Below are 25,256 nucleotides of genomic sequence, written 5' to 3'. Positions count from 1 at the left end.
ATCACACTCCCTTCTCTAACTCGCGCGCCGCCTGCGCCAGGTCGACCGCGCCGGTATAAATAGCCTTGCCAACAATCGCGCCCTCTACGCCTGACTGTGCCAGTTCGCGCAGGTCCTCAAGTGAGCTGACTCCGCCCGAGGCGATCAGCGCGCTCTCGGACGCCTGTTGCATCTCGCGCAAGGCGGGCAGATTGGGGCCGCTCAGCGCGCCATCGCGCGCGATATCGGTGTACACAAAGCGCCGCACGCCCAACCTGGACAGTTCGCCGGCTAACGCTGTAGCGCGCACCTGCGAGGTCTCGTACCAGCCCGAGACGGCGACAAAGCCATCACGCGCATCCAGGCCAACCACGATTCGCTCTCCCCAGCGCGCAAGCGCCGCCTCCAGCAGCGCACGATCACGCAGCGCGACCGTGCCCAGAATAACACGCTCCACGCCCAGGGCCAGCACCTGCTCAATCTGCTCCAGGCTGCGCATGCCCCCCCCAACCTCGATCTGCAGCGTTGTCTCTCGCCGCATCCGCTGGATGAGATCAGTATTAACGGGGCGACCCTGGGCCGCGCCATCCAGATCAACGACATGCAACCAGCTCGCACCCGCCTCCTGCCAGCGCTGGGCGACCTGCACTGGATCACGGTCATAGGTCGTCACCTGCGCGTAGTCGCCCTGGTAGAGGCGTACACACAGGCCATCTTTGATATCAATCGCGGGAAGAATAATCATGCTCGCCTCGTCCAATCCACAAAGTTTTTCAACATACGCAGGCCAACCACGCCACTCTTCTCTGGGTGAAACTGCGTGCCCCAAACCTGCTCAGTGACGATGACGGTACAATAGGGCGAGCCATATTCGGTCACGCCTGCGACACCCGCCTGGTCACGTGGCTCCACATAATACGAATGCGCGAAATAGAAATATGCCTCGTTGGGGATGCCCGCGAAGATGGACAGGTCCTCACGCAGTGGCTGCACCTGGTTCCAGCCCATATGCGGAATCTTCGGACCATAAGGAATACGCCGCACCTCGCCTGGGAAGAGGCCTAAGCCCGCCGTCTCCCCTTCGTCATGGTGCTCAGAGAGAAGTTGCATGCCCAGGCAAATGCCTAAAAATGGCTTGCCCGCCTGCGTGGCTTCGCGAATGGCGTCATCCAGACCGCGCTCGCGCATACGCTTCATGGCCGAGCCTCCCGATCCAACACCAGGCAGGACGACGGCACGCGCACGCGAGACCACCGCCGCCTCGTCGGTGACACGTACCTCGCCCCCAACGTGCTCTAAGGCCTTGGCGATACTGTGAATATTGCCCGCTCCATAGTCAACAATGGCAATCATGAATAACACCTCTCCCTTCTAGCATTCCTGCTCAACCGTCTCCACCAACAGACGCGGCGAGAGTATCTCCGTCTCCTGCCCCAGCGACACAGCGTAGGTCAATCCCAGCCAGCCAATGAGCGGCGGTAGGCGCTGCCCATCAAAGAGGTTGATTGTCAGCAAGGGGCAGCAGAGCAGCGCAGAGTGCATGATCTCTTCCCAATTCTCCGGCAAGGCCCCCTGTGAAGAGAGCCAGGCGAGCAATGGTCTCAACAAATGCTCGCGCTTGGTCTGGAGGATGGCCTCGCGTACGGGTGGGAGCGTGAAATCATATGCGATCTCGATACAGCCTTCCTGCTCATCGACCTTCACCTGCAAAGAGCAGTCCGGCGCGATCTCCCGCGGGAAGTACATCCAGCTCGCGAAGATATTATGAAAGAGCGGCTTAATAACGTCCAGCAAGGGCGAGTGTCGACCAGCGAAAGCGGGATCGAAGTAAAGGTATTCGCGCCCCTCCTCCAGAAAGACGTTGCCAAAGTGGGCATCGCCATGCCCTACCACGGTCAGCCCGGCCTGGGCTGGCTGGAGCACGCTTTTGGCGCGCTCAATCAAATCACCCAGCGTCAGGCGCTGCATCTGCCCATTAATACACCAGCGATAGGTGCAGAGCTGCGCAAAGGTAATTTCACGCTCGGGCTGCGTAGGAAGCGGAAGGCTCTTCCCCTCGTAGAAGCTGGTCAGGCGTCCCCCGGTCAGGCGATACCAGAACAGCTGGTGAATGGGGGCCGCCTCGTGCTCCTCGGCACTCACCGGGGCCTCTGTCTCCTGGTAAATATGCAAGAGGCGCTCGCACTCCAGTTGCTCAGCGGCGACCAGTTGCTCGAAGGAGGCCTGGACTGGCTGCTCGGTCTCCAGAGCACGCATCATGTCGAACATTACCGGCCAGCGAATAACCGGGTAGATGACCATCTGCTGGCCGCTCCTGCGCAATGTGCGCACGGGCAAGACCACGTTATAGCCCGCCTCGTGCAGAAGCGTGGCGTTATAGTACTCCGCCAGAACCCCCTGGTCCTCTACATGTGTCTTAAAGAAGTACTCCTCGCCACCAACCCGATAGAAACCATTAAATGAATTGAGCGAGACGGCTTTGGGCGTAAGCTGAATGCTGTCGATACGCAGATCCATCTGAAGCGCGAACCAGCGTTGTAGGAGTTGCTCTGCTTTTTCACGCTCGTGAAATTGGAGCCGCTGGATCGTGCCCAGGTCATCGATCTGGCGCACCAGGGCAGGGACATGCGTCACATCCTCTAACAGAAAGTCGGGAGCGCTCTGTTCGAGCAGAATACGTGCTTCCTCAGTTCTGGCTCCGGTTTGGACCGCGAGACAGAAGGCATCTCCCGCGTGCGCCCCTCGCACATCACTGGTCGTATCTCCAACCACGAGAAAGCTGCCACGCGGCGGCAGGGGATCACCCGGCATATACTCTGGGAAGGCGGCGCGCAAGAAGGGGAAGGGATGCGGCTTGGCCAGGGTCAGGGGTCGTCCCTCTTCCCGCAGGCGCCGCTCTGCCTCCGCTACTTCGGTATGCGTCACAATATGCTCAGCACTAAAGAAAGTGAGCAGCCCATAGTTACGCAGGGGAGTGAGAGCCTCGAAGCCGCCACGCCCGGTGCAGATGCCCAGGGTATATCCCTGGGTATGCAAATCCTCAAGCGTTGCGCGCAACTGCTCAACTGGTAGAAGAGGCTGCTCAAAGTTGATGCAACCAATCTTGCCTGTCTGCCAGGGCGCTCGCCCATAATCCTGCGTGAAGAGCGCATCGCCCAGGTACCATTCCTGGAAGAGGTCACGGCAGAACTTCCAGGAGGGGCTATAATGCCCAAGTCCTCCCTCGCTCTCGACATGCAAAGCCTGGCGAGCCAGGATATCCAGGCGTGCCAGCAGATCAAAGCCTGTATAACCAGCGAGCGTGGGATTGGTGAGCGGTCGTAGGCGCTCAGGGTCTACCTGGGGACGGGCCTGGGCCAGTTGCCCGCGTAAGCGCGCATTCCAGGCGGCATCTTCGACACGCGGTGGCCAGAGGGCGGCGTGGTCGCTCACCTGGGCAAGCACATCGATCAAGTAGAGGCAGAAAGCGGCATAGCAGGTATCCCAGTTTGAGTTGACGGCTCGCGCCTTTAAGCCCTGAATCAAGGCCTCAGGAAAGACCGCCTCGCTCCAGGCGCGGCACTCCTCGACTGTCCGGGGTGGCGTGTACTCCGAACGTCCATTCACATTCCAGTAGCGCGGGCTATAGAGCAGTTCATGCAAGACCAGGCCCGCCGTCGTCCAGTACATCTCCTCGCTGGTAATCACACCATCCAGATCAAAAATCACTGTTTTTTTCAAGATAACCTCTTCAGCCTTTCCCTGAGTGCACGCGCATTCACGGATTCCTGCGCGAAGCGATAGGTCAGCGGCGTCACGTTGATATGCGTGGCTCCGGCCTGGCGCAGTACCGCCACCGTCTCCAGCAATTGAGGCGCTGCCTCACCGACTTTGGCCACACCCGAGAGCGTGTACTGGTCAGGGGCCGACTCACCATCCAGCTCTGAATTGACCATACGGAACTCGATTCCGGCCCCCATGGCCTTCAGGCGCTGGTTGAGCCGTCCACAGGCATCGCGCATCCCCTCAAAGCTCTCTGCGCGCATATAGGCGGTTAGCAGTGAGCGGTTGCGCGCCTGGTTGCGCGCATCGATCAGCTCCAGGACCGTCTCTGTCAGCTTAAGCGCGAGTGGATGCTGCTTGAGGAGACGCGCATTGCCCATCAAGCAGGCCTGAGAGCGCAGGATCACGCCATCGTCCAGCAGCTTGAGATGGTTCTCGCGTAGGGTCGTGCCCGTCTCGGTCAGGTCCGCGATCAGGTCGGCAGTGTCGGTCAGCGGAGCGGCCTCTAGCGCGCCATGCGGCGAAAATATCTTGCAGTGCGTAATATTATGTCGCCGCAGAAACTGCGAGGTCAGCACGGGATACTTGGTGGCGATACGCAGTCCCCGCCCTCGATGTGTGCGATAATACCCCGATAAGTGCCAGAGATCCGCGCAGGAGCTGACATCAATCCAGGTCTCCGGCACAGCCAGGACGAGGCGGCAGCTCCCATACCCCAGGTCGCGCATGAGCACCAGCAGGTCTTCATCCAGGTGGTCCTCTTCGGCCAGGTCATCACCGTAGCCTCGATGTTCCGCCAGGATATCATAGCCCGAGACACCCAGGGTCGCGTCGCCACTCTGGACCAGGGCCGGTATATCGGCGGCCCGCTGGAAGACAACCTCCAGGTCAGGCATACTTTTGATGCGCGCCAGGTATTGACGCGGATTACTACGGCTGACCTTCAGGCCGCACTCGGCAAGAAATGACATAGTCGCGCCCTCCAGGGCTCCCTTCCCTGGCAAGGCTAAACGCACTCGTTCCTGGGCACTCATACCAACTGCTCCTTCTGCTCTTCACCAAAATCTGCTACCAGGCCATTGGCAAGCTCGCCAAATGGAAGACGCCACTCGACGCTTGTCTCTAGATTGCGTACCGTTACCTCGTTCTGCCTGGCTTCATCCTCGCCCACAATCAGCGCCAGGGGGATCTGCTTCTTAACAGCTTGCTTCAATCCCGCGCCGACACCATGCCCGCTGATATCCACCTCTACGGGCTGACCCGCCTCGCGTGCGGCTCGCGCCACGCGAAGGGCATAGGGAAATTCATTCGCGCTGACTGGAATCACCAGGGCCTGTGTCTGATTTAACACTGGTAGCGTGGCCTGGGGAATGTGCGCGAGTAAGCGCTCAAGGCCAATGGCGAAGCCACAGGCCGCGATATCGCGCGAGCTGCCTACGGCTCGCATGAGGCGATCATAGCGCCCTCCACCACAGAGCTGAGCATCGAAGCCATCAGCCTCCTGCGCGTGAATCTCGAAGACCAGGCCCGTATAATAGCTCACACCACGTCCTAGTGAGAGGTTCAGCAGGATCTGCTCACTCGGCACACCACACTGCTCAACAACGGCCACCAGTTGGCGCAACTCGTTGAGGGGGGCGGTGTCGAGGCCATAGCGTTCTAGCAGTTCTGCCACTGCCTCAAAGACGGCTGGAGGAGGACCCGAGACGGCATGCAGCTCACGCAAAAACTCCAGTGCGTTCAGGATCTGTCGCCGCTGCTCATTGCGCCCCATTTTCCACAAGAAGCGCTCCACGACCTCGCGCCGTACGTCGTCATCGCCAAAGGAGATGCTGATACCGCTCAAGAGCGACGAGATATAGCGTGCATCTACTCCACTCAAGACCGTGGCTGGCGGCGAAACTTCTGACGCCATCTTGTTCAAGGCTTGGTCCGCGGGATAGAGGCGCTCCAGCCGCTCTTGCGCCAGGCGCTCCCCCTCCTCCGACCGACTGATCTGTTCCATCAGGCCAAGCAAGAGGCGGGCCGCGTGATCATCGAGGTGCAGGCGGTTGATGAAGCCGCTCGCGACGCCCACATGCCCCAGTTCCAGGCGATAACGTGAGATCCCTAGATCGTGGAGAACCTCGCATGCCAGCTGGATCATCTCAGCATCCGCGGCCGCTGGTTGACCACCAAAGATTTCAATGCCAAGCTGCGTATGCTGCCGATAACGGCTGCGTCCCGGAGCCTCATAGCGAAAAATGGGGCCAGCGTACTGAAAACGCTGCGGCAGCCCCTGCTGCTGATAATGGTCCAGGTACAAACGGCAGATGGAGGCGGTATATTCTGGGCGCAGGCAGAGGTCGCGTTGATGGATACGAAAGGCGTAGAGGTTCTGCCATAGCTCCTGACCAAAGCTGGCATGAAAGAGGTCGCTATGCTCTAGCACGGGGGAATCGACATGGGCATAGCCCGCGTGCTCTAACAGCTTGCTCACCTTCTCGCTTACCCACTGCTGTTGCTGATAGACCTCTGGTAAAAGGTCGTACATACCTCGCAATCGCTCAACGCGCTTCTTCATGGAACGTCCTCTCCACTGTTACAGTCACATTTCCTGCGTAATGCAGGCGGCAATAAACGCATGTCCCCGTTAGCGTTTGGAAAGACTCTGCCCTTTCCAGATGTCAACGCTGACGGGGACAACTCTCTTGTTCTCTGCTATGTAGTATAAAACATATTTGCTGACTTGCGGTGAAGCCATGCGTCTAAAGTACTTCTCACGCCTACGGCGCTCGCCTGATAGTGAGTGTGGTACGTGCTTGTGGCCTGCGGCCACAAGCACGTACCACACTCACTATCCCCCAATTTTTAGCGGATAATCATCGTACCCGCGCCCTGGTCTGTGCAGAGTTCGCGTAGGAGCACATGCGGCTCGCGACCATCCACGATATGCACACGCGGCACTGCCGCCAGCGCATCCAGGCAGGCCGAAACCTTGGGGATCATGCCACCGCTGATCACGCCCTCGTCGATCAAGCGGCGAGCCTCGGCATCGCTCAATTCGGAAATCAAGGTTCCATCGGCGCGACAGATGCCGACCACGTTACTCAAAAAGATCAGCTTCTCCGCGTTTAACGCGCCCGCCAGGTGCGCGGCGACCAGGTCCGCGTTAATATTGAGGCAGGTGCCATCTGGTCCCTGACCTAGTGGCGCGATCACCGGAATAAAGCCCTGCTCCAGCAAGGTATGCACAGATGAGGAATCAATCGACTCCACCTCACCCACAAAGCCCAGGCGCTCATCTAACATACGTGCCTGTACCATATTGCCATCTGTCCCGCACAGGCCAACCGCATTAGCTCCCAACTGCGAGAGCATCAGTACCAGGCGCTGATTGACCTGCCCGCGCAACACCATGCGTACCACCTCTAAGGTCTCCGCGTCGGTGACGCGCATACCATCCAGGAAACGCGTCGGAATACTGAGCTTCGTCAACCAGTCATTAATATAGGGTCCACCACCATGCACCAGTACAGGAAGCGCGCCCAGTTGATGCAGCCAGACGATATCCTGCAATACCTCTTGCTGATGCTCCAGCATACTGCCACCAAGCTTAAACACCAGGATTTTGCCTTTAAGGTAGTTAATATAATTAATTGCTTCGCTTAACACTCTGGCTATAAGATGTTGATCATTGATAATTTCACCATCTGGTGTGCGTTCAAACGCTATTGTCATCGTTCCTATGTTCCTCCTCACTCTACATCATATGCTCCGAGGCTCGCGGGTTACACACAACAGTAGAGGGATCACATTGCATACATTTTTTCAGACTAGGGATTGACACCAGCCCCTGCCAGACCCAGACTCTCGGGCCAACCAAGCATACAGTTCGCGTTCTGAATAGCCTGACCCACCGCGCCTTTAACCAGGTTATCGGTGCAGGACATTACAATCAGGCGTCCCGTTCGGGCATCAAGCGTTGGATAGATAAAACAATGATTGCTGCCATAGGCCCACTTGGTATGAGGTGGCTGATCCACTACATGCACAAAAGGCTCGCCTGCATAATACTCGCGATACAACTCTACGATAGCCTTTGACGAGAGGCTCTCTACAGCACCTGGCGCAAGCGTGGCATAGCAAGTCGCCAGGATGCCCCGCGTCATGGGTACCAGGTGCGGCAGGAATGTCATGCGGATATCGGAGAGTGCATGTCCGCCATCCCTGGCAGCAGCGAGCAACTCTTGCTTGATCTCGGGCATATGCCGATGACCGCCTACACTATAGGGACTCATATCTTCGTTCGCCTCGGCAAAATGTGTCCCCAGCGTCAAGCCACGGCCCGCGCCACTAATGCCCGTTTTTGAGTCCACGATGACGTCTGGCTCTACAATGCCCCGGGCAAAAGCGGGTAGCAGGGCAAGAATGGCGGTGGTTGAGTGGCAACCGGGACTGGCGACGAGGCTAGCCCCTGCGATCCGCTCACGATAGCGCTCACAGAGACCAAAGACCGCGCTTTCGAGCAAGGCTGGAGCAGGATGGGTATGCTTATACCATTCTTCATACACCGCTACATCATGCAGGCGGAAGTCCGCTGAGAGATCGATGACCTTTGTACCGCGCTCAAGCAGACGTACGACCGCCTCTGCGGCGGCGGCATGAGGCAAGCAGACAAACGCCAGGTCTGTCTGTGCTGGCTCCTCCGCGATCACCATCGTTGGGTCAATCGCGGTCGTGGCTGCAAGCGCTTGCAGTTGTGGGAAGACATCTGCCAGCGTCTTGCCCGCCAGGCTGCGTGCGGTGACAGAGGTAACCTTTAATTGAGGATGCTGCGCAAGCAGGCGCAAGAGTTCCAGGCCGGTATAACTAGTAACGTTAATAATAGCGGTAGAAATCATTATCTGGCCCCCAAGAGTTAAGATATTGGAACAAAAAAAACCCTCATCCCTATCATTTGATACAGGGACGAGAGCTACAGCCTGGCTCCCGCGGTGCCACCCAGTTTGCCTTTCCTCAATTGAGAGTAAAGACCACTCATTTCGACTCAAAAACTTACGTGTGAGCCGCACACCCGGCATACTTATCGTCTCGAGACGATTTTCTTCCGCCAGCCGCTCGCGGACGCGTTCTGAGGGCTACTCCATTCCGACCTTGCACTGGACGTCGGATCGCTGTCTGGCTCGGCACCTCATACTTCTTCCGGTCATCACGGGCAAAAAACACTATACTACTGAGAGAATACGAGGATCTTCAGTTTATGTTCTATTATGACCAAGAATAACAGCCAGGGGTGGCAATGTCAACCAACTTTTCCCCCACCAGGAACTCTGGTGCGCCAAAAGCCGAAAAAGTGGCCGAAATACACACATATGTGCTCTCGGTAGTGTTTATGCTATCCAAAGGGCTCTCTTCTTGCTCTTATGATTAGCATAGCATACAATAAAAACAGTTTTATTGGTATTCCACTCTTCTCTTGGCAGAACATTGCAAAAGTCCTATTTCAGCAAACATAGCACTCCACATACTTCGCATAAAAAAACTAAAAACCAATATGGCAGGGAAGATTATGGCTGAGAAGACAGATCATTTCATCGGTACAAAACTTGGAAATTACACTCTGGAGCGTCTCCTGGGCAGGGGAGGCATGGGAGCGGTCTACCTCGCGCAACAACAACTCCCCGCTCGCAAAGTCGCGGTCAAGATTCTTCAGCCACCTGGCTCAACAGATTCCGAACACTACATACAATTTCTCCAGCGCTTTCGCCGCGAGGCTAACATTGTTGCGCGCCTGGAGCACGTTAATATCACCCCTATCTATGAATACGGTGAGCAAGAGCATTTTGCCTATCTCGTCATGCCCTACTTCAGCGGCGGAAGTCTGCGCGATCTCCTGGCACGTGAGGGGCGCCTGCCGCTCAATACCGTACTCACCTATGGCAACCAGGCAGCCTCAGCCCTTGACTACGCTCATTCTCAAGGTATTCTGCATCGCGATCTCAAGCCATCCAATCTCTTGCTGCACGCCGATGGTCGCCTGGTACTGGCTGACTTTGGCATTGCTCGCATCCTCCAGGATCAACCGGGCACAATGCCCACGCTGACAACCACAGGTATGCTGCCAGGGACGCCTGAATATATGGCGCCCGAAATGATGCTGGGAGAAGAGATAAATCACCTGGCCGATATCTACGAATTTGGGATCGTGCTCTTTCAGCTCTTGAGTGGGCGTCTCCCTTACCCTGGCACAACGCTCTATGCCCTGGCGATGAGTCATGTTCAGCAACCACTCCCCTCACTACACCAGTTGCGTCCCGAGTTCCCCCAGGTTTACGATGAAATTCTGCAAAAGGCATGTGCTAAGCAGCGCGAGGAGCGCTATCAATCGGCACAAGCTCTCATGCGTGACCTGCACCAGGCCGCGATCTCCCCAGGCACATTCAAGCTGGTAGAACCTCCTACTGAGATTTCTGCACACAGTACTGAGGCACCTGCATTCTCTAACGCCTCAGCGCAACCAGTACCTCCACCCTTTGCCGCGCCCGAAGTCCAGCAACCACCAGTGCAGCCGCGGTGGCAACCCCAGCCAGAATCAGCTTCTCACCGGCCTAACAACAGGCAGGATACGCCCGCCACCTATGCTCCCTACGCGGTAGGGAGCCGTCAGACACAACCACAACCGCATCCTTATACACCTGCATATTATGCACCACAGGCAACGCGGAGACGCTCCCCCTGGACCATCGGGCTCACTATGATAATCATTCTTCTTCTCCTTGGGGGTAGCGTTGTCTTTGCACAGCAACTCCTCACCAGAAACAGCCCTGCGTCCTCGCCGACAGCGACATCCGTTTCTGGACATACGACGGCAACAACCTCCAGGGGAGCACAATATACACCTTCCACGACAAGCACCTCCGCGCCTGCCACAAAGACACCAGATACATCTCAGGTTCCGCATGGAGCACACCTCTATCAAGCAATGGGTGTGGGTCAGAGCTGTGATCATAATGGGGGGACCTGGAGTGATTACAATGGCGTCGGCATCACCTGTTCCGGCAACCAGACGGTGATTCGCAACACAGCCTCAACGGCACAGCTTCAAGGCACCTTTCTCAGCAAGATACAGGGGCAGGCCTATACATCCAACTACGTTGTCGAGGCCCAATTACAACAAGCTAACACCTCCAGCAGCGACTTCGGCCTCTACTTCCGCAATCAACCTGGACAGCAATCAGGTGTCTACACGCTTCTTGTCCACCCTGATGGCACCTGGAACACCTATGTGTACGACAACAACACAGGCGCACCGACGAAGCTAGCGGGTGGCAATCTTGGCAATGCCCATGCCGCCATCCTCCTCGCGGTTATCGCCAATGGTCAGTCATTCGCTTTCTATGCCAACGGGCACAAATTGGGAGAGATAACAGATACCACCTATGCTCAGGGAACCGCTGGCATCGCAGTCGATAAAGGTGCAAGCATCACCGTACAGAGCTTTACGCTCTACCAGGTCTAATCATCCTTACGCATTTCGATAACAAGAAACATATCTGAGCCGGGTAGATAGCCCGTATTGGCCAATCTTCATGCATCACTCTACAAGGCTAGTATTCACCTATACATGCACGATAGAGGAGGTCTCCACCTACCTATTTACAGAAAAAGGCCTGGAAAACTTTCCTTATTGCTGGACATATACTATAATGAGTGCCGGATACGTCACAGGTATCAGCTTTTCTTACGTATTTCCGTACTTCTTCGCTACTTTCCTGGCTTTTCTCAGCAGAAGTGGTTATAGTAGTAGGGTACATGTGTGCGCACAGGCTAGCCAGGTTGGATGATGAGCATAAGTACGAGTAGACTCAGTGGTAGTGGGGTCAACAGCAAACAATAGTACAAAGTACATGATTTAAAAACACATTTGCCTTACCCAGACATAAAATACATTTAAATGCATTTACATATCAGCAGCAGCAAGCTTATTTTCTGAGAGGACATTACGAGCGTGATCTTAGATACAAATGATCTGATAGGCAAAACGCTCGGAACATGCACAATCCGACGCCTTATTGGACGAGGTGGCATGGGCGCAGTCTATCTAGCACAACAGAGCCGTCCACGACGCACTGTCGCCGTGAAGGTACTCCTGCCCAATACGCTTATGGACAAGCGACCCCGAGAAGAATTCCTCGCACGCTTCCGGCGAGAGGCCGATTCTATCGCGGCCCTCGACCATATTAATATTTTACCGCTCTACGAATATGGCGAGCAGGAGGATATGGCCTACCTGGTTATGCCTCACGTCACAGGAGGGACCCTGCGCGACCTGCTCGAAGAACGAGGCATCCTCCCCTTTGATGAGGTCGCGCGCATTATCGAGCAGGCTGCCGACGCACTTGAGGCCGCTCATAAACAAGGTATTATCCATCGTGACCTCAAACCAGCCAATATTCTCTTCCATGCCGATGGCCGGGTACTCCTGGCCGATTTTGGCCTGGCCAAAGTTGTACGCGACCTACACGAAAGTGGCGTAAAGGGGCGCTCCAGTCAGGAGGGCTTGACCAGCGCCGGCACAATCGTTGGCACCCCTGAATATCTCTCGCCCGAACAGGGCACCGGCAAAGATGTCGATCACCGTACCGACATCTACTCCCTTGGCGTGATGATCTACCAGATGCTGGGAGGACAGGTCCCCTTCACTGGCACTTCCCCAGTCGCGATTGCCATCAAACACACGCTTGAGACTCCTCCCTCTCTCTCCGCCCTCAATCCCCAGGTCACCCCTGAGATCGAGGGTATCGTCATGAAGGCGCTAGCAAAAAATCCTGCCGAACGCTACAATAGCGCGAGCGAGTTAGCCCGGATTCTCAAGGCCACGCTTACTACTCCTTCGCAAGCAGGAATGCTGTCACAGCGTACACCACTCATCACTGAGGCACAGACTGTCTTTGTCACGTTACCCGATCAGGGCACACCCAACACCGAAGAGCACCTTGAGGGCAAACACCCTCAGCCCGTCATTGAGCATGATGCGGTTACTCAGCTAGAAAATACGCCAACGACAATTTACAACGCCTCGACAGAGGCCGCACCACGCGTTGTTGCCCAGGTTGAAAGCAAACACGACGAACCAGCGCCTCCTATGCCAGCCAAAGTGGAGGTGGCACCCAGGCCCCAGCCCGTCATTGAACAGGTACCGGCCTCTCCCCAGATGAGAGAGCCGCGTACCAACGCACCGCTGAGTCCGCCACCATTCTCGCCCATGCCCCAGCCCTCACCTCAGCCTGGACCCCAGGGTCCTCGTGCGCGTCGCCAGCCACTGGCAGTCGCACTTGGAGGAGCGCTCCTGGTGCTTTTGATCATCATCGGCTCGGTTGCCTCCTATCAGCATTTTGCTGGCGGCCAAACAGCCTCCAATGCACCAACAGCCCAGCCCACGCATGACGTGACGTTGACAAACAAGTCGACGCCTACCGCGACCGCGACCCCCAGACCACTTTCGTTACCAGGAGCAAAGGTCTCCGCTGGAAACCGTGTCTATGGGACCGATCTACCTGGAAAGTCATGCGATAAACATGGAGGCACCTGGAACGAAATCAATCTCACCGTGACCTGTCATGACACTAACGTTGAACTCAGCAGCAATGGTGGCACAGGCGTCCTCCTCCTGACAGGTCTGCCATCAGGTCAGACCTTCCCGAGCAATTATATTATCCAGGTTCAGATCGAGAGCGCCAGCGGTGACTACGGCATTCTCTACCGCAACCTGCCCGATAGCAAGACGTCAAATGTCTTTATTCTCTCGACAGGCAACTGGCATAGCGACAACTATGATCCCTCCTCCTGGCAAAGCCAGGGACAACTCGCCTCGGGTCCAACACAGGGCGATACTACCAAGGCACACACCGTGGATGTTCAGGTGCTGGGGACAAGCTATACCTATACCGTGGATGGAACGTATTGGGGGAATGCCAACAACGGAACGAGTACGAATGCCGCAATTGGCATTCTTGTCACTCCCGGCTCGCACGTTACCCTGAAAAACTTGCAGGTCTTCGCCGCCTAATAAGAAGGGAGCGCTACTGACGTACGCGCCTACACTGGGGTGCGAATACCTGCCCCGAACGTGTAGGCACGTACGTCAGTAGCGCTCCCTTCTATGACTCCAGGCCTATCGCGGCTCCATGGCGTCCACGATACTCTCTTCATCGTCGCGCTGCACGGAGTCAGGGAACCAGTTACGCACTCGCTGTTCCGGTAAGACCGCTTTCACCTGGCGCAGTAAGATTGACTTCTCCCCCTCGGTCGCGCTCTCCTCGCTCTTTTCGGGAGGGCATTTTTGTAGTTCGCGCGAAATGTTATTTAAAGCAGCCTGAAGGCTTCGGAGCGTATTGAGCGACTCTGCTGAGGTGCTAATGCCCTCCTGCTGCGCCCTCTGAAGACTCTCACGCATATTTTTTACTTCATTGGTCAGGTGATCGTGAAGCGTACGGAGCTGGCTACAGCGATCAGAATTATGAGTCATGGATTCCCTCGCAATCGCTTGAAAATCATCGCTTGATTGACAAAATAGTCAGAACAAAGACTATCCTACCGCCTTTATACACCACAAAGCACCTAGTATGCAATGTGCATATGTGTTAACGGTCCTTTTATCTCACTAGCTCCTAGCCCGAAACGTAGGTTTTTCATATAAACATGCTCCCTCTCATTAACGATGAGAGGGAGCATGTTTGCGTCATACAACGGCTTGCTAACTACAACTAGCTTAGGCGACCGTTTTATTGGTGTATACAGATGTGAGATTATCAACGGGCGTAATCAATTTCTCCGCGACCAGGAATTGTTCCATAGACTGCCAGGTGGCATCATCATTATTGCCCAGTTTGCCATCCCCCTGGTAGATAGGAATCGTAGCCTTTAACACTGCACGCGCCTGCGTGGTATTCATGCCGGGGATATAGCTCTGACTCACCTGCAAGGCCTCGTCAGGGTTGGCAATTACGTCACGTAGCCCCTTGAGTGTGGCCTGCACAAAGCTGCGCACCATGGCTGGCTGCTGCTGATAGATCTCCTCGGGCGCGATAATGCCGTTTGAGACAATGGGCTGATAATCGGAGATCGGGAAGGTACGCACCTTGAGACCATGCTGCTCCAGTTGCAGCGGCTCGTTGTTCGAGTAGCCCATCACGGCATCCACACGATGCGCCAACAGCGCGGGCACCTGGGTAAAGCCAATCGATTGGATCTTGACATCCGAGGTTGAGAGATGCGCTTTGTAGAGGAAGGCCAGCAGCGCCGTATAGGTCGAGCCATAGGCTCCAGGAACGCCGATGGTATGCCCCTTCAGATCGCTCAGGCTCTTAATCGAGGAGTCTGCGGGTACGATCAAGCTGACCGGATATTTCTGGAAGATCGTGGCGACATCTAGCGCTTTGATCTGCTTGTTGCTATTACGCGCGGTCAAAAGCTCATCGCCACCAGCGAAGACAAATGTATTTTTCCCGGCGACCATTGAGCCAATCAAGTCAGGCACAATCCCGTGGTGGAAGGTGACATCCAGCCCTGCCTGGCTATAATAGCCCTTTGACTTTGCCACGTAAAACGGCGCGAACTGAATATCAGGGACATAACCCAGGCCAATCGAGATCGCCTGTTTTCCCTGCAAGGATGAATTAGAACTTGTATTTGTAGTGGACGTTCCCCCGCATGCCGTTATCAACAGCATAAATAGCAGCGAAAGAATGCCGAACGTTGCCACAGTTGAAGAACGATGACGTGCAGACATCGTGGATTACTCCATTCTCCCTAAAAATCTTTTAAAGTCTGATTACAACTGGCTTAGTAAACCACTTGAGCCAGCTTACCAAGCAACCAGGTGCTACTATAGAACAAGACCGCCAGAGCCGCCAGTACCACAAGCGTGGCGAACATGAGCGGTGTATTATATTGATTCTTTGCCACCAGGAGCAACGATCCCAAACCCTGGTCTCCTCCCTGGACAAATTCACCCACGAGCGCCCCCATGACGGAGAGCGTCAATCCCGTACGCACGCCCGCAATAATCGAGGGCAGCGCCAGGGGAAACTCGATATGCGCAAACATGGCCCAACCAGCAGCTCCCTCCACACGCGCCGCATCTGTCAGCGCGCGATCTATCGTCTGCACCCCCAGCATGGTATTTACCACCATGGGAAAGATAACCACGAGCGCGCAGACATACATGTTGGGGACCCAGCCATAGCCCAACCATAAGACCAGCAACGGCGCGATCACGACCACTGGAATGGCCTGGCCCGCCGCCAGGTAAGGATGAATGGCCGCGGCAAGCACACGCGACTTAGTCAGGGCATATCCTAGCGGCAAAGCAAGCGCCAGCGCCAGAAGAAAGCCTACCACGCTCTCCTGCACTGTAACCCAAAGATTGCTGAGATATATTCCCGAGCTAAAGCCGCTGCTCAAGCTATCCAAGACATCGGCTGGCGCAGGCAAGAACAGAGTGTTGACATGCCCATAGGCGCTGCTCACAAACCAGCCAATTAGCAGGGCCACAGCCAGGATCAGGGGGGAATAACCGATAGCATCCAGGTAAAATTGCGCCTGGGCACCTGGAAGGCGCGGCTAGCACTTCGTCGCGCTTGCGCCTCACTCCGCACAGCCGCTGCCTCGTGCTCAGGCAGCACAGCGTGCTGGTGCGTAGAAGTTGTCATGCTCATGAACATCCCTCGATAGCTCTACTGACAGGCCTCAGCCAGAACAAGGCATAGAGATCCGTCAATTCAACTGATTCGGGGAGGCATTGGGGGAGAGCAGTAACGACCATATAGAACATAGCCCGCATGCATCACAGATATGCGTGATAACTACGCCACTCACCAACCTTTAATAGTTCTTCTTCCGAAATCCAACATCACTCACGTGACTAGCGCTCCGCGCTCAGGCTTTCAGATCAGCAGATATTGGTTGGATAAGTAGAAACTGGTCCTTATAGAAACCTTCTCCCATCCGGACTATACCGTCGGCTTCGGATTCGCACCGAATCAATCACGCCAGACATTTCCATGCCTGAGGACTCGCGGGCTCTGCCACTAGTTCCTTACGAACCACATTGGCAATACCGCCGGTCGGGAATTACACCCTGCCCCGAAGGTCTTACTTTTCCTTAGTATGCCACAGACACCACCAATACGCAAGGGGAATTTTCTAAGCAGCAAAAAAGCGGCCTGGGCGAATGTACGTTCGCCCAGGCCGCTTTTTTGCTGCTTACTTCTGATCCGAAAACCCTGAGCGTTTAACCCCGAATGGGGGGCAAAGCGCTAGTCATGAGAGTGACATTGGATTTCGGAAGAAGATCTTAGAGTTTGCGCAACGCCTCAAAGAGGTCTTCGTTGTCGGGCATCTCACCCGGCGCATGCTGGATCTCAATATAACGGATGATGCCTTCTTTGTCGACGACAAAGAGGGCGCGCTCGGACATACCCGCGGGATGCCGTATCCCATACAGGTCTACAACCTTCCCCTGGGGATAGAAGTCTGAGAGATGGTGGAAAGATGTCTGCATGGACTTCTGCCAGGCCTCAAGGGCAAAGTGGCTATCCATGCTGATACTAACTACCTCAGTGTCATAATCCTTGAAACGCTCCAGGTCGGCCTCGTATGAGGGCAACTGGGCGGAGCAGACGCTGCTGAACGCGAAAGGCACAAAAGCGAGAACGACGTTCTTTTTACCGCGAAAATCGCTGAGGCGCCAATCTTCTTTCCCTTCAGTCTTCAATGTAAAATCGGGGGCGACGTCGCCCACCTTTAAAGTCTTTGTCTCGGTGCGATTTCTAGTATCCATTGGCTTTGTGTTAACCTTCCCTCTTCTAACACAAATAGAGTGGACGATATCTTCAGACTGATACTACCCACTATACTCTCCCAGGCAACGAATAGCGAGATCGTGTCCGCGTTCTGGTTACCTGACATGCACATGGCTCGTCTTGTATGGTGCGCGAAACCATGTTGAAGTATACCACCAATCAAGATCTGTGTGCTGGTGTAGCGTCAGGGCCTATCCTGCTCGTGACTCATAATTGGCTGCTTGCCAGAGCTCAAAACACCTTTTATGCAGTCCTATACATCAGATACACCGGAGTACAACAAGTAAGTTCGCATACATCAACAAACATGGTTAAAGCAGGCCTTTATACTAACCTATAGACTGACTATGCATGTTTCTACTTACCAATACACATTGCACCATTGACGGAGAGGGGCTGGTTATCGTGTCACAGAAAGAGCTACATCTCGACTATACCCACAAACAGCGCGGCATTTTCTCATCTTTGCTTGCGTATATGCATAATCCGCGCGATCTTGTTTCCTATACCCCGATTATCTTTGTTACCATCGCCATGTTTGTGGGCACATCCTGGCAGCTCTTTCTCCCCAAAAGCGATCCCGCGCGCTACCAGTGCTATGCCCTGTCATTCTGGTTCGGTGGTGATGCGCTCAAACGCCTGCCAGTTAAGCAGTGCGCCTTTCTACAAGGGAGCATCCTGCAAGCGCCTTTTCACATGCTGCCCCTTGAGTACCCACCGCTTACCCTCATCCCCTTCTCGCTGGCGCTCCTGGCTCCCCTCTCCTACTATCAATTTGTCTTTGCCTTCTTGATGTCACTCGTGGCCTTCCTTATTTACTGGCTCCTGCTACGCTACGGGCCTCGCAATTCCGCGCTTACCTGCGCTTTCTATCTGCTCATTGGAGCTATCGCGACGACTCAGGTACGCTTCGACATCCTGCCCGCGGCGCTTACCCTGGTGGCCTTGATCGCCGCTGAGCGCAGACATTGGACCATGGCCTATTTCGCCCTGGCCATCGGAACACTCCTGAAACTCTATCCTCTACTCTTACTTCCAGCCTTCTTTATCGCTGAACAACGCGCCCTGGGACGCTTCCACCGACCTCCAACTGGTCTCAAACCGCGTGATATCCCGCGCCAGCTCTGGCTGACCCTACGCGAATTTCGCCGCTGGTCGTGGCGCAACTGTCTGCTCTTCCTGGCTTGCCTGGTCGTTCTCACCAGTGGCTTTGCGCTGTTAAACTTTGATGGGGCCGTTCTCAGCCAGCTAAGCTACTTCTTCAAGCGCCCCCTCCAGGTAGAGGCAAGCGGCAGTTCTCTCCTCTGGCTTGCCAGCCGCTTTGGCGTTTCGTTCAGAGTTGTCTATGACTTTGGTTCGCTTAATATGGATAGCGCGCTGGGGGATATCGTCTCCAAGTTGAGCACGTTAGGCCTGGTTCTTGGCTACGCATATACGCTCTACCTACAGTGGCGCGGCAGACTCAGCCTAGGGCAAACGCTGATCGCGTTACACCTGGTCTTTATCACGACTGGAAAGGTATTCAGCCCCCAGTACTTGATCTGGCTCCTGCCACTGCTGGCCTATGTCTACTCTGCGGAGGGACTCTGGCTCTTCTGCTGGGGTACCATTTCAGCTCTGACGACCTTCATTTATGCCTACCTCTATTCTCGCTCGCCTGATATTATGCAGGTGCCAGGCTTTTTTGAGTGGGTCGCGCTACGCAATCTGCTCTTCGTCCTGTTAACCCTGGCCTACCTTGCCAACTGGTTCAGGATACGCGAGACACAGCACATAACGGAGACCCAGGTCTTGCGCTCATAGCTCACTCATGCCCTGGCGTAACTTCTGCTCCCGCAAGTACCAGCTTACACTCTCCTCGATCCCGCGGGTAATGTCATACGCGGGTACAAAATCCAGTTGCGCACGTGCCCTTTCTAAAGCAAAATACTGGTCACGACCAAAGAGCGTGACGCCATAGGTCGTCAGGGGCGGCGGCCCCACACGACCCGGTCCAGGTAGGCCCCAGAGCTTTTCCGCCGCCCACGCCGCGCCATACGTTGGCCAGTAGGGAAGATGCCAGCGAATAGGCCTTGCTCCCAGGTAGCTGGCGATCAACTGAAAAACCTCCGCCTGCGTGACGCGCCGATCATCGACCAGGGTATAGGCCTCCCCAAGCACCTGCTTTCCTGCTTCGGCAGCCTGGATCATGCCCTGGGCCACGTCACGTACATATATCGCGGGCAGAATGTTCTGCCCCGACCCGAAGATGACGCCCCGTCCCGCCTGGATCAACCCCGCCAGGCGACCAAAGCTGGCCCAATCGCGTGGACCATAGATCCAGCCAGGACGCACAATCACAATCGGCGCCTTTCTCTCCCTTGCCAAGCGCAGCAAGGCCAACTCTGCGGCGACCTTACTGCGACTATAAGGGTTATTCTCCGCGTGCAAGGGATGCTCCTCGCTGATCTTCCCAAACAGGTGATGCCCATAGACCGTAATCGAGCTCGTATGGATAATCCGCCTGACCCCAGCCTCCAGTGCCGCTTTCACCAGGTTGATCGTCCCCTGTACATTGACATCATGATACTCTTTCTCAATGCCCCAGGGTCCCGTCCGAGCTGCGGTGTGATAGACATAGCGCACGCCATGTACGGCGCGTCTCAATGAGAGGGGATCACAGATATCGCCAGAACATATCTCTACCTGCTTGAGGGAACGCAGGTGCGCGCTATCTTCTGTGGGCCGTACCAGGGCGCGCACCTCATTTCCACGCTCCAGCAGCATCTCCACCAGGTGCCCTCCCAGAAAACCAGAACCACCCGTCACTAATACCTTGACCATTATCTTCCCTTTCCACCCATATATGTCACTCTACATCTCTAACGCATAACTCGCACTTTTTTATCACCCTTTGCCTGCTCTATACATCATCTACATGTGGATGATTTGCTCCAGGCTATGACGTAGCATATAATAGAGCGTCGCTATTCGCACGCCAGGCAATCGCACGTAGATATACGCAGTCGTATGTGCTTCGCACAGAAGAGAAGGAGGGGACACTCATGTCCACACTCACACCAGCGGGTTCGCCACAATTTCCCACCATCGCCGACAAGGTCTCAACCCATGAGGAGATGGATCAGGCCATTCACGCGCTACAGGAGCACAAGGACACCTGGGTGGCGACTACGCTCCAGCAACGTGTCTCCCTCCTCACAGAATTGCTTCAGAACATGGCTTCTCTCGCACCACGCTGGGTTGAGACCTGTAGCCAGGCCAAGCATCTCTCCCCTCAGTTGACCGGTGAGGAGTGGAGTATGGGTCCCTGGCCTATTCTGCGTAACCTTCGCCTGCTCCGCCAATCCCTGCTGGATATCGAGGCCTTTGGCCGCCCACGCATCCCCGGTCCCGTCACAACTCGCAATAACGGGCAGGTGGTGGCCCAGGTCTTCCCCACAAATAATTATGATCGCATCTTCTTTACAAACATGACCGCCGAGATCTGGATGGAGCCGGGCGTGAGCGCCGAAACCCTCCCGCAGACACAGGCTCTGATTTATCAGGAAGGCCAGGCCCAGCAGCCAGGCATGGTGGCCCTTGTGCTGGGCGCGGGCAATGTCTCCTCTATCGCGCCTACCGATGTGCTCTATAAGCTTTTTGTGGAGAATCAGGTGGTCCTGCTGAAGATGAACCCGGTCAACGCATATCTGGGGCCTTTGATTGAAGAGGGCTTTCAGCCCCTCGTCGAGCAGGGTTTCCTGCGCGTAACCTATGGCGGAGCCGAGGAGGGTTCATATCTCTGCGATCATCCCGGCATTGAAGAAATTCACGTCACTGGCTCTGATAAGACCTTTGATGCCATCGTCTTTGGCTCTGGCAGCGAGGGAGCGCGGCGCAAGGCGGATAAGCAACCCTTGCGCACCAAACGTGTCACAGGCGAGCTGGGCAATGTCAGTCCCGTCATCGTTGTCCCTGGTCCCTGGAGCGAGGCTGATCTGCGCTACCAGGCCGAACACATCTTCTCGATGCTCACCACCAATGCTGGCTTTAACTGCAATGCAACGCGTGTGATTATTACGCACAAGGGCTGGGACCAACGCGAGGCTCTCTTAAACAAGCTGCGCGACCTTATGGCGGCCCAACCTGCACGCCAGGCCTACTACCCAGGCGCGCAGCAGCGTATGCAGAGCTTTGTCGAGGCCCATCCCCAGGCCGAGCGCTTTGGGACGACGGACAACGGCAATCTCCCCTGGACGTTGATTACCGATGTCGATCCTAAGGCTGAAGATGATATCTGCTTTACGACGGAGGCTTTCTGTAGCCTCTTCGCGGAGACAGCTCTGGAGGCTGACGGTATGGTTGACTACATTCAGAAGGCCGTCAATTTCGCCAATGAGGATCTCTGGGGGACGCTCAACGTCACGCTGCTTGCCCATCCCAAATCGCTCAAAGATCCCGCCGTCTCCACGGCTGTAGAGCAGGCCATTGCCGATCTGCGCTATGGAACGGTCAGCCTGAACTACTGGGCTGGCACCAGTTTTACGCTGGGCAGCACAACCTGGGGCGCCTATCCCGGTCACACCATCGATAATATCCAGTCTGGCGTTGGCGTTGTACATAACACGTACATGTTCTCGCACCCACAGAAAAGCGTGGTACGCGCTCCTTTCAAGAGCACGCCCACGCCTCCCTGGTTCGCGACCAGGGGCCAGGTCCTTACCAAAACCTTTCCACTACTCGCGGATTTTGAGGCCCAGCCCTCGCCCTGGAAGGTTCCCTCCATCGTGCTCGCAGCGCTTGGCCGCTAGTCATAGCCATGGCGAGGCGGTGCCTCCTGAGGCACCGCCTCGCGTGTCCTCGCTGGCTGCAAGGCCTGGAAAAACGTCAAGATGCCATACACAATCGCGTAGAGACCAATGAAGCGCACATCTGTAACCACATTTGGCGAACTCTTCAGCAGCAGATAGCCGCCTATGATCAAGGAAAACACCGCCGGGAGCAGCGAAAGCCAGTCAGTACGGAGACTACGCGTACGGAAGAAGGCGAGCATTTGCGTGACACCGACGATAATAGCCCAGATGGCAAAGGCGTAGATGAGCGTTATCTTGGTGAGTCCAGGCGCAAAGATGATCAGACCCGCAATAACCAGGCCCGCGACACCACTCAAGGCGATCAGCCACCAGCGAGGATTCTGCCTTCTCTTACTAAAGCCAATTACCAGTGCGGCGATCCCATCGATGATGCCCAGCGTGGCAAAGGCGACAAGAAAGAGGAAGAAGGATATTCGTGGCAAAAGCGCAAGCACAATGCCAAAGACGACAATCATTATCGCACGGAACACCAGCCATAAACGCCTCTGCCAGGTCATGGGTTCAGCGTGTGCCCTTCCTGGACGCATAATACTTCGCCTTAACATGCTTACCTCCGTTTATTACGCAAAAACTCCGGCCTCTTGCTTTCATTCATCATCAACTATCCTTGCGCTGCTCTGATGTTTCATCAGGTTTGATCAGCAAGACGGGGAGAGGCGTCTTTTGCAGGACATGTTCCGCGACGCTGCCCATAATAAAATGCCGCTTTCCTCCGCGCCCCGAAGTCGTCATCGCGATCAGGTTATGTGGGGCCGCGGCTCCGTCGCCTGACGCGGCGATATGGACCAGGGTCGGTGCGACCTGCTCATCACTGTATACTGAGGATTTGATCTCAAGCTGGAAGGTTGATGCCAGGCCCCCTCGCAAACGTCCAGCCATGTCTTGCAGATACCACTCCGCCTCCTCGCGTGCTTGCCCACGCTGCTCGTCTGTATGGTGGGCTGATGGCTTTATGATTTGGACCAGGTGGAGTGAACCGACGCCCGCACCGCTGAGCGCTGCTACAAGCAAGCCCGCGGGGACAATAGCCTCCTCGGCCTGCGGTGAACCGTCTAACGGCACCAGGGCATGGATCGGTGTCGCCAATTCTGAGACCTGTTCGTCCTGTTCCGGCTTCTGCATACGGTGAACCAGGACAGGTATCGGAGAATTCCAGGCAATCTTCTGCGCCACGCTCCCCAGGACCAGGCGCGCCAGGCCGCCTCGCCCATGGCTCCCGATCACGACAATTTCCATATGGTGACTGGTGATAAAATTCAGGATGGCGTCTGGAATCGCCAGTTCGGCCCGCACCTCTTTCACCACATTGAGGCCTGCCAGGAGAGGAGAGCTCGCGATTTTGTCCAGATAGGCATGATCCCCCTCCATCTCCAGATCCGTCATTTCTGCCAGGTCGGCGGGTACGAAAACGCCCGCGACAGAAGTCGACGCGTATGTATATTCCTGGTTGGCTATACGCAAAAGGTAGAGTGTTCCATCCACAGCCCGGGCGAGCCTGGCCGCCAGTACCAGCGCCTGTTCAGAACACGCCGAGCCATCCAGTGGCACAAGAATCTGCTGAAACATGCACTACACTCCCTCCTCATATTCATAGTTATGCTACCTAATCAGCATACTCTTATGGGGTAAAGGAGATGGGTAGAGGGTGTGGTGCGTGCTGGTGGCTGCAAGCCGCCAGCACGCACCACACCCTCTACCCGGGATAACTTGCGCATGGGATTAGTTCGCTGAACGCTGGTTCACCGACTGCTGCCTGGTGGCTGGTCGTAGCCAGGTATAGACCTGTAAGCCCAATCCAATGAGCAGCGCCAGGACAATGACAGAAGGATAGTCAATCAGCGGGATGGCAATGACCTCCCATAGGCGAGTAAAGCCGCGCCCACTATAGACATAGATCACACCCGCGATATAGACTGCAAGCACACTCCAGCGCTCCCAGGCCTTAAGTCCCAGGCCATACATCTGCGTAATAACGAAGACCGCGCCAAAGCCAAAGAAGAACATCGGCCATAAACTATTGGCATTTTGCACCGCGACCAGTGTACCATGCGCCAGGACCAGGACCTCCAGGAAGAAGGTCCAATATTTATTGGTGTGGACGCGTGTGAAGAAGAGGTTCCCCTGGAGCAGGATCATAAACATGTAGAAGAAGCCAATCAGATGCCCGGGGGTGTTCTCCGTTGGATGATACCAGAAGGTGTAGACCGCTGCCCACGAAAAGTAGTAGGCGTGATACTTGCGAGCAAAATGCATGATACGCTGCGAGATAGGCAGGCGCTTACCAAAGAAGACGCCACGCCTATTATTCTCCATTAGCATGACCCAGATGAGCAAAACGATCACAGAGCCCTGCGAGCTAAAGATGGAGACATCCTGGGCCAGACCATCATACCAGAGCTGCGTCTGCACAACATGCAGAATCACGAATACAACATTGACGACAAGAGTAATGATATTGATCTTGTGCAGACCCGTGGTGTACTTCTTGACATGCGTCTGCGCATACCAGATCAGGCCCCAGTTCGCGATTTGCTGTACAGCGTAGAGTCCCCAGGACGAGAGCCGCCCCATAAGCGTGGCCGCGGGCAGCTTCCAGTAGTACCAGGAGGCATCATGACCGGCCTTTGGTAGATGCGGCACCGACTGTAGCCACTCCCCGGTCCACCAGATAAGCGCCGTACATAACAGACTGATGAGAATACCAATCCATAACGCCTGAACGTCTCTGCGCGCCGCTGGCGTACGCGTTACCTCCTCGTGCGCCCCCTTCAAAACCGCCATATCACCCTCCTCCTTATCAATCGATAAATAGCAA

20 protein-coding genes and 1 riboswitch are annotated in these 25,256 nt (G+C 55.6%); of the genes, 4 read left to right on the top strand and 16 right to left on the bottom strand.

Translation table 11 applies throughout. The features are described from left to right. Window position 1 precedes the first annotated feature (1 nt). From hisA to argC, 7 genes are all read right to left on the bottom strand, one after another. Entirely contained in the window at window positions 2–724 is a 723-nt protein-coding gene (hisA, locus tag JMJ04_RS19790) for a 1-(5-phosphoribosyl)-5-[(5-phosphoribosylamino)methylideneamino]imidazole-4-carboxamide isomerase (RefSeq protein ID WP_201372146.1), read from the bottom strand. Further along, window positions 721–1,332, bottom strand: coding sequence for an imidazole glycerol phosphate synthase subunit HisH (gene hisH / locus JMJ04_RS19785; protein WP_201372145.1), 612 nt, complete (start codon window positions 1,330–1,332; stop codon window positions 721–723). Before hisH ends, hisA begins: the two co-directional genes overlap by 4 nt. Window positions 1,333–1,350: 18 nt before the next feature. Continuing rightward, window positions 1,351–3,699 (bottom strand): HAD family hydrolase, encoded by a 2,349-nt coding sequence (locus JMJ04_RS19780; RefSeq protein WP_201372144.1) that lies wholly within the window; start codon window positions 3,697–3,699, stop codon window positions 1,351–1,353. Then, window positions 3,696–4,775: an ATP phosphoribosyltransferase gene (gene hisG, locus JMJ04_RS19775; RefSeq protein ID WP_201372143.1), complete on the bottom strand. Its 1,080-nt coding sequence runs from the start codon at window positions 4,773–4,775 to the stop codon at window positions 3,696–3,698. The genes JMJ04_RS19780 and hisG overlap by 4 nt, the downstream gene beginning before the upstream one ends. After that, a complete protein-coding gene (locus tag JMJ04_RS19770) occupies window positions 4,772–6,304 on the bottom strand; it encodes a histidine--tRNA ligase (protein ID WP_201372142.1) in 1,533 nt (510 codons plus the stop codon). Before JMJ04_RS19770 ends, hisG begins: the two co-directional genes overlap by 4 nt. Before the next feature lie 287 nt (window positions 6,305–6,591). After that, window positions 6,592–7,461, bottom strand: coding sequence for an acetylglutamate kinase (gene argB / locus JMJ04_RS19765; protein ID WP_201372141.1), 870 nt, complete (start codon window positions 7,459–7,461; stop codon window positions 6,592–6,594). A 95-nt stretch (window positions 7,462–7,556) separates the two neighbouring features. Then, window positions 7,557–8,624, bottom strand: coding sequence for an N-acetyl-gamma-glutamyl-phosphate reductase (argC, locus tag JMJ04_RS19760; RefSeq protein ID WP_201372140.1), 1,068 nt, complete (start codon window positions 8,622–8,624; stop codon window positions 7,557–7,559). Between the two features lie 668 nt (window positions 8,625–9,292). On the opposite strand from argC, the gene JMJ04_RS19755 reads away from it, so the two are divergent. Beyond that, window positions 9,293–11,242, top strand: coding sequence for a serine/threonine protein kinase (locus tag JMJ04_RS19755; RefSeq protein ID WP_201372139.1), 1,950 nt, complete (start codon window positions 9,293–9,295; stop codon window positions 11,240–11,242). 489 nt (window positions 11,243–11,731) lie between these two features. Beyond that, a complete protein-coding gene (locus JMJ04_RS19750; protein ID WP_201372138.1) occupies window positions 11,732–13,792 on the top strand; it encodes a serine/threonine-protein kinase in 2,061 nt (686 codons plus the stop codon). A 105-nt stretch (window positions 13,793–13,897) separates the two neighbouring features. Here the strand turns inward: JMJ04_RS19750 and JMJ04_RS19745 are convergent, their stop codons facing one another. The 5 genes from JMJ04_RS19745 to JMJ04_RS19725 all read right to left on the bottom strand — a co-directional run bounded on the left by JMJ04_RS19745 (window position 13,898) and on the right by JMJ04_RS19725 (window position 17,566). Beyond that, window positions 13,898–14,251, bottom strand: coding sequence for a hypothetical protein (locus JMJ04_RS19745; protein ID WP_201372137.1), 354 nt, complete (start codon window positions 14,249–14,251; stop codon window positions 13,898–13,900). A gap of 243 nt (window positions 14,252–14,494) precedes the next feature. Then, the gene (locus JMJ04_RS19740) at window positions 14,495–15,514 is read right to left on the bottom strand and encodes an ABC transporter substrate-binding protein (RefSeq protein ID WP_201372136.1); all 1,020 of its coding nucleotides are present in this window, start codon (window positions 15,512–15,514) and stop codon (window positions 14,495–14,497) included. A gap of 53 nt (window positions 15,515–15,567) precedes the next feature. Next, window positions 15,568–16,278, bottom strand: coding sequence for an ABC transporter permease (locus JMJ04_RS19735; protein WP_201372135.1), 711 nt, complete (start codon window positions 16,276–16,278; stop codon window positions 15,568–15,570). 8 nt (window positions 16,279–16,286) lie between these two features. Continuing rightward, window positions 16,287–16,436 (bottom strand): hypothetical protein, encoded by a 150-nt coding sequence (locus JMJ04_RS19730; protein ID WP_201372134.1) that lies wholly within the window; start codon window positions 16,434–16,436, stop codon window positions 16,287–16,289. Between the two features lie 279 nt (window positions 16,437–16,715). Next, window positions 16,716–16,881, bottom strand: a riboswitch (FMN riboswitch). A gap of 199 nt (window positions 16,882–17,080) precedes the next feature. Next, window positions 17,081–17,566, bottom strand: coding sequence for a redoxin domain-containing protein (locus JMJ04_RS19725; RefSeq protein WP_201372133.1), 486 nt, complete (start codon window positions 17,564–17,566; stop codon window positions 17,081–17,083). A 427-nt stretch (window positions 17,567–17,993) separates the two neighbouring features. On the opposite strand from JMJ04_RS19725, the gene JMJ04_RS19720 reads away from it, so the two are divergent. Then, window positions 17,994–19,391: a glycosyltransferase 87 family protein gene (locus tag JMJ04_RS19720; RefSeq protein WP_201372132.1), complete on the top strand. Its 1,398-nt coding sequence runs from the start codon at window positions 17,994–17,996 to the stop codon at window positions 19,389–19,391. Here the strand turns inward: JMJ04_RS19720 and JMJ04_RS19715 are convergent. Continuing rightward, window positions 19,386–20,411, bottom strand: coding sequence for an NAD-dependent epimerase/dehydratase family protein (locus tag JMJ04_RS19715; RefSeq protein ID WP_201372131.1), 1,026 nt, complete (start codon window positions 20,409–20,411; stop codon window positions 19,386–19,388). The two genes, JMJ04_RS19720 and JMJ04_RS19715, sit on opposite strands and share 6 nt — an antisense overlap. Window positions 20,412–20,632: 221 nt before the next feature. On the opposite strand from JMJ04_RS19715, the gene JMJ04_RS19710 reads away from it, so the two are divergent. After that, the gene (locus JMJ04_RS19710; RefSeq protein ID WP_201372130.1) at window positions 20,633–22,378 is read left to right on the top strand and encodes an aldehyde dehydrogenase family protein; all 1,746 of its coding nucleotides are present in this window, start codon (window positions 20,633–20,635) and stop codon (window positions 22,376–22,378) included. On the opposite strand, the gene JMJ04_RS19705 is transcribed toward JMJ04_RS19710, so the two are convergent. The 3 genes from JMJ04_RS19705 to JMJ04_RS19695 all read right to left on the bottom strand — a co-directional run bounded on the left by JMJ04_RS19705 (window position 22,375) and on the right by JMJ04_RS19695 (window position 25,222). Next, complete coding sequence (locus JMJ04_RS19705; protein WP_201372129.1) at window positions 22,375–22,968, bottom strand: HdeD family acid-resistance protein; 594 nt, start codon at window positions 22,966–22,968, stop codon at window positions 22,375–22,377. The genes JMJ04_RS19710 and JMJ04_RS19705 overlap by 4 nt on opposite strands. A 70-nt stretch (window positions 22,969–23,038) precedes the next feature. Continuing rightward, window positions 23,039–24,007, bottom strand: coding sequence for a universal stress protein (locus JMJ04_RS19700; protein WP_201372128.1), 969 nt, complete (start codon window positions 24,005–24,007; stop codon window positions 23,039–23,041). Between the two features lie 153 nt (window positions 24,008–24,160). Next, window positions 24,161–25,222 (bottom strand): hypothetical protein, encoded by a 1,062-nt coding sequence (locus tag JMJ04_RS19695; RefSeq protein ID WP_201372127.1) that lies wholly within the window; start codon window positions 25,220–25,222, stop codon window positions 24,161–24,163. Window positions 25,223–25,256: the final 34 nt, after the last annotated feature.

Source organism: Ktedonobacter robiniae, from assembly GCF_016587375.1.
Classification (GTDB): domain Bacteria; phylum Chloroflexota; class Ktedonobacteria; order Ktedonobacterales; family Ktedonobacteraceae; genus Ktedonobacter; species Ktedonobacter robiniae.
This window is presented reverse-complemented; position numbering and strand designations above follow the sequence as displayed.